This window comes from Ginsengibacter sp. (assembly GCF_057362405.1).
Genome location: NZ_JBMQQG010000281.1, coordinates 1 through 9,682, shown reverse-complemented (window position 1 = coordinate 9,682; position 9,682 = coordinate 1). Strand labels below are relative to the sequence as shown.

At 38.6% G+C, this 9,682-nt stretch carries 9 protein-coding genes; 8 read left to right on the top strand and 1 reads right to left on the bottom strand.

Translation table 11 applies throughout. The features are described from left to right. Positions 1-587, bottom strand: a 587-nt coding sequence (mutL, locus tag ACO1O5_RS23075; RefSeq protein WP_486274524.1) for a DNA mismatch repair endonuclease MutL, incomplete at its 3' end; no start/stop codon positions are given. Positions 588-759: 172 nt separating this feature from the next. Here mutL and ACO1O5_RS23070 point away from each other — a divergent pair. The 8 genes from ACO1O5_RS23070 to ACO1O5_RS23035 form a co-directional block, all read left to right on the top strand. Then, positions 760-3,744, top strand: coding sequence for a serine hydrolase domain-containing protein (locus ACO1O5_RS23070; RefSeq protein WP_486274522.1), 2,985 nt, complete (start codon positions 760-762; stop codon positions 3,742-3,744). Positions 3,745-3,771: 27 nt separating this feature from the next. Further along, on the top strand, positions 3,772-5,709 hold the full coding sequence (acs, locus tag ACO1O5_RS23065; protein ID WP_486274520.1) for an acetate--CoA ligase: 1,938 nt from the start codon (positions 3,772-3,774) through the stop codon (positions 5,707-5,709). A 6-nt stretch (positions 5,710-5,715) separates the two neighbouring features. Beyond that, positions 5,716-5,841, top strand: a complete 126-nt coding sequence (locus ACO1O5_RS23060; protein ID WP_486274519.1) for a type II toxin-antitoxin system HicA family toxin — start codon at positions 5,716-5,718, stop codon at positions 5,839-5,841. A 65-nt stretch (positions 5,842-5,906) separates the two neighbouring features. Further along, positions 5,907-6,122, top strand: a complete 216-nt coding sequence (locus tag ACO1O5_RS23055) for a type II toxin-antitoxin system HicB family antitoxin (RefSeq protein WP_486274517.1) — start codon at positions 5,907-5,909, stop codon at positions 6,120-6,122. 61 nt (positions 6,123-6,183) lie between these two features. Continuing rightward, positions 6,184-7,122: an alpha/beta hydrolase gene (locus tag ACO1O5_RS23050; protein WP_486274516.1), complete on the top strand. Its 939-nt coding sequence runs from the start codon at positions 6,184-6,186 to the stop codon at positions 7,120-7,122. Between the two features lie 58 nt (positions 7,123-7,180). Then, positions 7,181-8,437: an S-adenosylmethionine:tRNA ribosyltransferase-isomerase gene (locus ACO1O5_RS23045; RefSeq protein ID WP_486274514.1), complete on the top strand. Its 1,257-nt coding sequence runs from the start codon at positions 7,181-7,183 to the stop codon at positions 8,435-8,437. 74 nt (positions 8,438-8,511) lie between these two features. Then, on the top strand, positions 8,512-9,162 hold the full coding sequence (locus tag ACO1O5_RS23040) for a hypothetical protein (protein ID WP_486274513.1): 651 nt from the start codon (positions 8,512-8,514) through the stop codon (positions 9,160-9,162). Then, the coding region (locus tag ACO1O5_RS23035; RefSeq protein WP_486274511.1) for a hypothetical protein at positions 9,159-9,682 on the top strand (524 nt) is incomplete at its 3' end. The genes ACO1O5_RS23040 and ACO1O5_RS23035, both read left to right, overlap by 4 nt.

Here is a 9,682-nt window from a genome sequence, read left to right as displayed (position 1 = left end):
TCCTGGCCGTTAGACGTAAGTGAAAAAAAAATAGTCGGAAAGGCCATCGCCACACGAATGAATTCATCAACGATATGTCTTAACTCTGACGCATTACTTTTTAAAAAATTTCTTCTTGCCGGAACATTAAAGAAAAGGTTCTTCATCGCAATATTGGTTCCTTCAGGAGTGGCTACCGGTTCCTGTGTAATCACAACACTGTTTTCAATTTCGATGAAAGTACCAACGGGTTCGCCGGTTCTTTTGGTTTTTAATTCCACCTGTGCTACTCCGGCTATGCTCGCTAATGCCTCACCGCGAAACCCCATAGTCTTTATGTGAAACAGGTCATCAATATTTTTTATCTTGGAAGTAGCATGTCGCTCAAAGCTCATCCTGGCATCGGTTTCGCTCATTCCTTTCCCGTTATCGATTACCTGTATTAAAGCTTTTCCTGCGTCATTCACAAAAAGCTTTATTTCTGTTGCACCGGCATCTACTGCATTTTCCAACAATTCTTTTACCGCGCTGGCGGGGCGCTGGATTACTTCGCCTGCGGCAATCTGGTTCGCAATATTTTCAGGCAATAAGGTAATAATGTCGGCCAAAGGACTCCTCTTTTTTAATTTGCAAATTTAATAATTATACTTGGGTCGGGTATTTAAGTTATACATCGGCCACCAGTGGTGCTTTCTTCATAAAAACATAAATCTCTTTTTTAGCACTTGTAAAAAAACATAATTGTTTACCTTGCGCCCAGCTTCAAATATATCTTTCCCAATGAATAAATTTTTGCTTACAATTTTTTTTCTTCTCACAATTTCTTCAGTTACTTTCTCACAAATACAAAAAAACAACCACGCTCAATATTGGGCCGATAGTGTTTTTAATACATTGAGTGATGACCAGAGAATTGCGCAATTGATGGTATTGCGAGAAAGCAGTTACACCAAAGACGGGCCGGTCTATTATGACTCTCTGATTGCGGATGCAATTACAAAATATAACATTGGTGGTATTTGCCTCTTCCAGGGTGGCCCTGTTCAGCAGGCAAATTTCATTAACTATTTCCAAAGTATTGCAAAGACGCCGTTGATGGTTTGCATAGATGCTGAATGGGGATTAGGTATGCGGCAGGATAGTGTTATTCCGCTCAATCACCAGATGATGCTTGGCGCCGTGAATGACACCGCTATTATTGCTGCCTACGGTAACCTGGTGGGTGAGCAATGCAAACGGGAAGGCATACACGTAAATTTTGCACCTGTGGTTGATATTAATAATAACCCCGATAACCCTGTTATTAATGACCGCTCTTTTGGGGAAGATAAATATAAAGTAGCCCGTTATGGGGTTACCTATATGAAAGCTTTGCAGCGGCAAGGTGTGCTGGCTTGTGCCAAACACTTTCCTGGCCATGGCGACGTTTCTGTCGATTCTCACCTGGATCTTCCTGTGATTAATAAAAGTATGGCGCAACTGGACTCGCTTGAATTATATCCGTTTGAGCAAATGTTTAACGCAGGAGTTGGAAGCGTGATGATCGCACATTTATATATCCCTGCCATTGATACTACTGCCAATACGGCGACATCTTTATCAAAGAAAAATGTTACAGGATTATTGCGTAATAAATTGCATTACCAGGGCTTAACTTTTACGGATGCGCTTGGTATGAAGGGCGTGGCTAAATTTTTCCCCGGTGGGCAAATTGCAGCACAGTCGCTTATTGCGGGCAATGATATACTTTGTCTCCCTGAAGATGTTGCCACATCTATTGCAAAAATCAGGGAAGCTATAGATAGCAACAAATTAAGCTGGGACGACGTGTATGCAAAATGTAAGAAGGTATTGCAATACAAATTCATCTACGGCATGGCGAATGCAAAACCCGTAGATACAACCAATCTTGTTAATGATTTGAATGCGGGCTCAGACATTGTGAAAAAATTGGTCGCAGAGAATGCTATCACGATTCTAACCAATAAGGATAAAGAATTTTTCCCCCTGACCGATGAAAACAAAAAGATCGCTTATATAGGTATTGGAATTGATAGCGCAAATACTTTTTCTACAAGATTGAAAAACGACCTGAAAGCGGATGCATTTTATTTTGATTACCAGGAAACTGCCTTAAGAATATTATCTACGGTAGAATTGCTTAAGACCCGTTACAATGCTGTAGTAATCGGGGTGCATAATTACAACCGTTACCCGGCAAATCAATTCGGCATCAGCAGTTATGCATTGGAACTTATTAAACAAATTCAACAAAATAATAAAACCATTTTATTTGATTTTGGAAATCCTTATGCAATCAAAAACTTTTGCAATTCCGATAATTTGGTGGCTTGTTACGAGGACGATTCTACTACTCAAAATGCTGCTGCAGATATTCTGGAGGGAAAAATAATTGCTAAGGGAACTTTACCCGTAACGGTTTGCGATAAATACAAGTATGGCACGGGCGTTATCTCGAAACGAATTATGCCGCTTGCAACGCCAGCTTCGGAAGGACTTAACGGCTTGCAAATGACACGCGATATTGATTCTATTGCACTTGAAGGAATTGCCGGAAAGGCCTATCCTGGCTGCGTGGTTTTAATTGCACGGCATGGAAAAATTGTTTTTGAAAAAGCCTATGGCACTTATAATTACGATACGCCGGAACCTGTAAGCCTTAATTCCATTTATGATATGGCGTCGGTAACGAAAATTTGCGGTACTACACTTGGCGTTATGAAATTGTATGACGAGGGTAAGTTAAGGCTCGATAAAACATTGGGAACTTATTTACCATGGGTAAGAAAAAGTGATAAAAAAAATCTAAACATAAAAAAGATATTGCTTCACCAGGCAAGGCTTGTCGCAGATGTTGTCTTTTATAAGAAAACGGTAGATCCGGTTACAGGAAAGCCCCTGCCTCAATACTTCCGTCCGGATTCATCTGCTAAATTTAGCGTGAGAGTTGCACAGAATTTGTATTTGCGAAAAGATTATGCGGATTCGATGAACAAAAGTATAGCCGACAGTAAGCTGCTTCCAGACGAAAAATATGTTTACAGCGACAATGACTTCATTTTAATGGCAGATGTTGTTAAGGCTCTTTCAGGGTTGAGAATTGATAAATACGTCGATAAATATTTTTACAAACCAATGGGGCTTCATTCAATTGGGTTTAATCCGAGGAACAGGTTTGATACGAATCTCGTTGCTCCCACAGAATTGGATCAATATTTCCGGTATCAACATTTGCACGCAGATGTTCATGACGAAGGAAGTGCCATGTTTGGCGGGGATGCAGGACACGCTGGTTTATTCAGCAATGCAGAAGATATTGGCGCACTTCTTCAAATGTTTTTAGATGGCGGCTCATTTAAAGGCAAACAATATATTAAGCCGTCAACTCTTAAATTGTTTACGGCCTACAATTCAAGTATCAGCAGGCGTGGTATTGCTTTTGACAAACCTCAAAAAGATAATTATATCACTACAGATCCTCATCCTTATCCTTCAAGATTTGCGTCTCCGCTCACTTTTGGGCATACCGGATATACAGGAACCTGTATTTGGGTTGATCCGAAATATGATCTGGTTTACGTATTTTTAAGCAACCGTGTGAATCCAACAAGAAGTGATAATTTATATAAGTTAAATATAAGAGGATCTATTGAAGATGCGGTTTACAAAGCGATGGTTCCGGCTATACCAGAGGTTATCAAAAGAGAAGAATATGAAAAGGCCAACGATCTAAGTAAAAAATAAAACAGTAAACATAAAAACGATTGAAATATGAAATACCCATATCAAATAAATTCATTAGAAGAATATAAGGAAGCGTATAAAAAAAGTGTAGATGACCCAGAATCGTTTTGGGGGGATGTTGCTAAAAACTTTTATTGGCGCAAAAAATGGGATAAGGTTCTTGACTGGAATTTTAAAGAGCCGAAGGTTGAATGGTTCAAAGGTGCTAAATTGAATATCACTGAAAATTGCATCGACCGCCATCTTGAAACAATGGGCGAAAAACCTGCCATCATTTGGGAGCCTAATAACCCGGAGGAACGAACCAGGACTGTTACGTATACAAGATTGCATAAGAGAGTTTGCCAGTTTGCCCAGGTGTTGCTGAATAACGGTGTTAAAAAAGGTGATCGTGTTTGTATTTATATGGGCATGGTGCCGGAACTGGCTTACGCTGTTTTGGGCTGCGCCAGGATAGGGGCGATTCATAGTGTAATTTTCGGTGGATTTTCTGCACAAAGTATTGCAGACCGATTGTATGATGCCAATGCAGAATTTATTGTAACATGTGATGGTGCTTACCGCGGTGGAAAAGCTATTCCATTAAAAAGTATTATTGATGATGCCTTAATTGGTAACCGTACTATAAAGAAAGTAATCGTTTATACAAGAACAAGAACCCCGGTTTCAATGCTTAAGGGTAGGGATGTATGGTGGGAGGATGAAATGGATTATGCCTTATCACAAATTGAAAGAAATAATGTGGTAACCATGCCCGCAACTGAAATGGATGCGGAAGATCCGTTGTTTATTTTATACACTTCCGGCTCAACGGGTAAACCCAAAGGCGTGGTGCATACTTGCGGCGGTTATATGGTTTGGACTACTTACACTTTTGTAAATGTGTTTCAGTATAAACCCGACGATGTACATTTCTGCACGGCAGATATCGGGTGGATAACCGGGCATAGTTATATCGTGTATGGTCCTTTAGCTGCTGGTGCCACAAGCGTAATGTTCGAGGGCGTGCCAACATGGCCCGATGCGGGAAGGTTCTGGGATATAATTGATAAATACAAAATAAATATTTTATATACAGCGCCCACTGCTATCAGGAGTTTAATGAGTTATGGTTTAGAGCCGTTGAAGGGTAAAGACATGTCAACTTTAAAAGTATTGGGTACGGTTGGTGAACCCATTAATGAAGAAGCATGGCATTGGTATGATGATAATATTGGGAAAGACAAATGCCCGATTGTAGACACGTGGTGGCAAACAGAAACAGGTGGGATTTTAATTTCAAACTTAGCGGGTGTTACCCCGGCGAAACCAAGCTGGGCTACGTTGCCCATGCCTGGCGTACAGCCGTTACTGGTAGATGACCGTGGGCAAGAAGTGACCGAACCTGATGAACATGGCTTATTGAAAGGAAATCTTTGCATAAAAGCGCCGTGGCCAGGCATCTTAAGAACTACTTATGGTGACCATGAACGTTGCAGGAAAAACTATTTTGACGCCTATGAAAATCTATACTTTACAGGCGACGGAGCGCTTAAAGATAAGGACGGTAACTATCGTATAACGGGAAGGGTAGACGATGTTTTAAATGTGAGTGGCCATCGCATCGGTACGGCCGAAGTTGAAAATGCAATTAACATGCATACCAATGTAGTAGAAAGCGCTGTTGTCGGATTTCCTCATAATATAAAAGGCCAGGGCATTTATGCGTTCGTTATTACTGAAAAAAATACACATGAAGATGAACGGGCAAAGAATGACATTCTTGAAACAGTTGCAAGAGTTATTGGGCCTATTGCCAAACCAGATAAAATACAATTTGTAAATGGTCTTCCGAAAACAAGAAGCGGAAAAATTATGCGACGCATTTTAAGAAAAATTGCTGAAGGCGAAACAGAAAATCTTGGCGACACAACCACCTTGTTGGATCCTGCAATTGTAGATGAGATAAAACAGAATAAAGTGTAAATTTGAATGAAGGCTAGAAATGCAATTAAGATTATCGAAAAAGATGGGTGGTACTTGGTTCGACAGAAAGGAAGCCATAAACAATACAAGCATCCATCTAAAAAGGGATTGGTTACAATTGCAGTCCACTAACAAAGCGATGAGGTAGCTCCAGGAACGTTAAATAGTATATTTAAGCAAGCTCAAATAGACAAACAATGAGAAAGTATTTGGTAGTATATGAAAAAACAAAAACGGGATATTCAGCTTATGCGCCGGATTTGCCCGGAGTGATTGCTACAGGTAAAACAAAATCTATTGTTGAAAAAAATATTTTCGAAGCTATCCAATTTCATTTGGAAGGATTGAGGGAAGAAAACTTTCGAATCCCCAAAGCAAATGCTCAAAGTGAAGTTTTCGTTTTCCCATTATAATTTTAAACAGACCAGATTTTTATTCATCCAATTATATAGCTTTCTATACTAGTATCTGTTTATGAAAAGATTTCTGAAAATACTTCTCTGGACAATTTTGATTGTCTTTGTACTTATCAATTTTATTAGCGCAACTAACGCCTACAAGTTTACACATTTTTATAATTCGGGTGAAGTAATTATTAAACCTGAAAACAAAAAAACGGCATGGGATCATGCGAGCGATATACTATTTGGCAAAGATTATATCAAGAAAAAAAATGTTCCTCTTCCTGCGTCTTTTTCAAATGTTACGCTTACTACAAAAGACAATATAAAATTAGCAGGCTGGTATAGTGCGGCAACTAACGCAAGTGGTTCCGTTGCCTTGTTTCATGGATACGGCGATAACAAAACCGATGTGCTTGAAGAAGCGAAAGCCTTTTTAAATATGGGTTATAATGTGTTACTGATCGATTTTAGAGCACATGGTAACAGTGACGGACACACGTGCACTATTAGCTACCGGGAAACAGAAGATGTAACCCTTGCTTATAACTTTTTAAGAAGCAAGGGAGAAAAAAATATTGTTCTTTGGGGAATATCTATGGGGGCGGCAACAGTAGCGCGGGCTATAGACGAAGATCATCTTCAACCTGCAAAAGTAATTTTAGAAATGCCTTTTGCCACTATGGAAAATGCTGTGGAAGGACAATTAAAAACCATGCATTTGCCCGGCGAGCCGTTGGGAACATTGCTTACTTTTTGGGGCGGTATAGAGCACGGGTTTTGGGCTTTCAAAGTTAACCCTGATGAGTATGTAAAGAAAATCCATTGCCCTGTTCTGATGCAGATTGGATTGAACGATGTAAGAGTTACCCCGGAAGAAAGAAAAGAAGTCTACGAAAATTTGAACCAGCCAAAACAACTGGTAATTTACAATAACAGCGGCCATGAATCACTTTGCAAGAAAGAACATTTGAAGTGGCTGGCAAGTGTGTCTGCATTTCTTAACAGTTAATGTTATCATGATGAACTTTTGGACATTTTAAACTTTCCAAAAGTTAAGCTACCAATACATGCATCCGAAAGATATCTCCATAAATGACTATGATTATTTTTTACCTGAAGAGAAAATTGCATTTTTCCCATTAGAAGAAAGAGATCAGTCAAGGTTGTTGATTTATGAAAATGGCAAAATAAATGAGGATATTTATTTGAATATTGCTAACCATCTACCTTCAAAAAGCTTTCTTGTTTTTAATGATACTAAAGTTATTAAAGCGAGAATTTTATTTACAAAAGACACGGGCGCAGTTATTGAAATCTTTTGCCTGGAACCCTATGAGAAAATAAATGATTACGCTGTTGTTCTTCAGAAAAAAAAATCGGTGCGATGGAAATGCATGATTGGCGGTGCCGGCAAATGGAAGCAGAAATATCTTGAAAAAAAATTTACTATCGATAACGACGAAGTAACATTAAAAGCTGAACTGGTTGAAAAACTAAGCGATGCCTATGTTGCTGAATTGAGCTGGAGCCCGGGCGAATACTCCTTTGCAGAAATTATAGAACACGCAGGCAAAACGCCGTTACCTCCATATATCAAGCGGGACGCAGGCGAAAGTGATGCCGAAAGATACCAGACTATTTACTCAAAATACGAGGGGTCGGTTGCGGCGCCAACTGCCGGGTTGCATTTTACGGAAAGAATATTTTCATCTTTAAAAGAAAAAAATATTGACATCGGTTTTGTTACGCTTCATGTGGGAGCAGGAACTTTTAAACCCGTAAAAAGTGAAACCATGCAAGGCCACGAGATGCACGCCGAATGGATTGATGTTTCCACGGGTTTTATTGGACAACTGATAAAAAATATTTCGAACAGAATTTTTTGTGTGGGAACCACTTCGGTAAGGACTGTTGAAAGCCTTTACTGGATGGGCGTTAAAACAATGCTTTATCCAAATGCTTCAATCGAAGAGTTGGAAATACACCAGTGGGAAGTATATGAAGACGATCTCTTTAAAAATCCTTTCAGTACAGAAGAAGCTTTACAGTCTTTATTAAATTTTCTTCACGATAAAAAATCTGAAAGACTCTTTATCAAAACACAAATAATAATTGCGCCGGGTTATCAATTCAAAATTGTACAAGGATTGATTACAAATTTTCATCAGCCAAAATCAACCTTGTTATTATTGGTGGCAGCTATGGCTGGAGAAAACCTGCCTACCGGGCAGGCAGGATGGAAATCCATTTACGAATACGCATTGAACAACAACTTCCGGTTTTTAAGCTATGGAGACGGGTGTTTAATTTTTAATAAAAATTAATCTTAAGGATATTAAATAATTCTTAACAACAATAAACGGTACATTTAATTTACCGTAAATCCGAACTACTGAATATGAAATTGAAAATTGCTTTTGTATTGCTGTTATTTCTTAATATATCATCTAATACAAAGGCTCAATCATTCATCGCTTTTTCTACAGGTATTTCAAAAGATTTAAACAATTCCCAAAATACATTTTACCATATTCCTCTTTCTATAAAAATAGAGCCATTTAGAAGATCCGGGTTTTTTATTGAAGGGAATTATGGGTTGCTTTTTTCGAGAAACACCAGCGCCGATGCTTATACTGTAAATTCAGCATTGGCTGCGCATGTGACGTTACATGAGGTAATAATGCCTCGAATATTCACGGTAAATTTTGGCGGTGAAATTCATTTATATACTAGTAGAAAAAGTGATAATAGTATTTATCTTGATCTTACAATGGGGGTCAGTTCTCAACATTTCAAAGTGAGCTATAAAAACTATGATAACCAAAATTATGAAGTATTGAATCCTGACGTAAGCACAGATTCCTCGGGCCTTGTGCTTGGAATGGCAGTTGTCTATAATTTTCATAGGCCAAAGCAGGATATGTTTTTGAAGTTGTATGTTCAAACCCCACCGTTGGTTTCTAATTTTGAATACTATCCAATGACCTATAAACTAATTGCACCTCTACAGCTAACATTCGGTTATAAATTATTCAATCATAAAAAATGAAATATAAATACCTGCTACTCTTAATTTGCGCTCCTTTATTTATGGCAACTGAATGTCGCAGAAATTATTTCTTTCCCGATCCGGATGACAACGGGTTGAGCAGATTTACTTCCCGCGGGTATAATGTAGCAACTGCTTATATTAACGATGCGCCATTAGTCAACATTGCATCTTATTATTCTTTGCTTCAAAAAGATTCTTCAGGAAGTTCTATTGATACCTTAAAATTTGCATGGGCCTTGTATCCAAGCGATTTACTGAATCACAACTCCATTTACCACGACATATCTTTTCAACTACCCGTTTCTTCATCTTTCAGTAAAAATGATTTGTTAGCATTTAACGGGAAAAGATTTTTAAATGCAACTAAAGTTGTTATTAATGAAACGCAGGATAGCACTTTAAAATCTATTTCAGGAACTGCTGACTTATATTTTGTATCTATTACTGAAGATCTCTCGTATCCTCCACAAAAATATGTAAAGCTATCCGGCCTTTTTGATGGGAATATCGGTGACAC

Coding starts and splice junctions, on each gene's coding strand:
- ACO1O5_RS23070 (WP_486274522.1), top strand. CDS start 760: ATGAATAAATTTTTGCTTACAATTTTTTTTCTTCTCACAATTTCTTCA.
- acs (WP_486274520.1), top strand. CDS start 3,772: ATGAAATACCCATATCAAATAAATTCATTAGAAGAATATAAGGAAGCG.
- ACO1O5_RS23060 (WP_486274519.1), top strand. CDS start 5,716: ATGAAGGCTAGAAATGCAATTAAGATTATCGAAAAAGATGGGTGGTAC.
- ACO1O5_RS23055 (WP_486274517.1), top strand. CDS start 5,907: ATGAGAAAGTATTTGGTAGTATATGAAAAAACAAAAACGGGATATTCA.
- ACO1O5_RS23050 (WP_486274516.1), top strand. CDS start 6,184: ATGAAAAGATTTCTGAAAATACTTCTCTGGACAATTTTGATTGTCTTT.
- ACO1O5_RS23045 (WP_486274514.1), top strand. CDS start 7,181: ATGCATCCGAAAGATATCTCCATAAATGACTATGATTATTTTTTACCT.
- ACO1O5_RS23040 (WP_486274513.1), top strand. CDS start 8,512: ATGAAATTGAAAATTGCTTTTGTATTGCTGTTATTTCTTAATATATCA.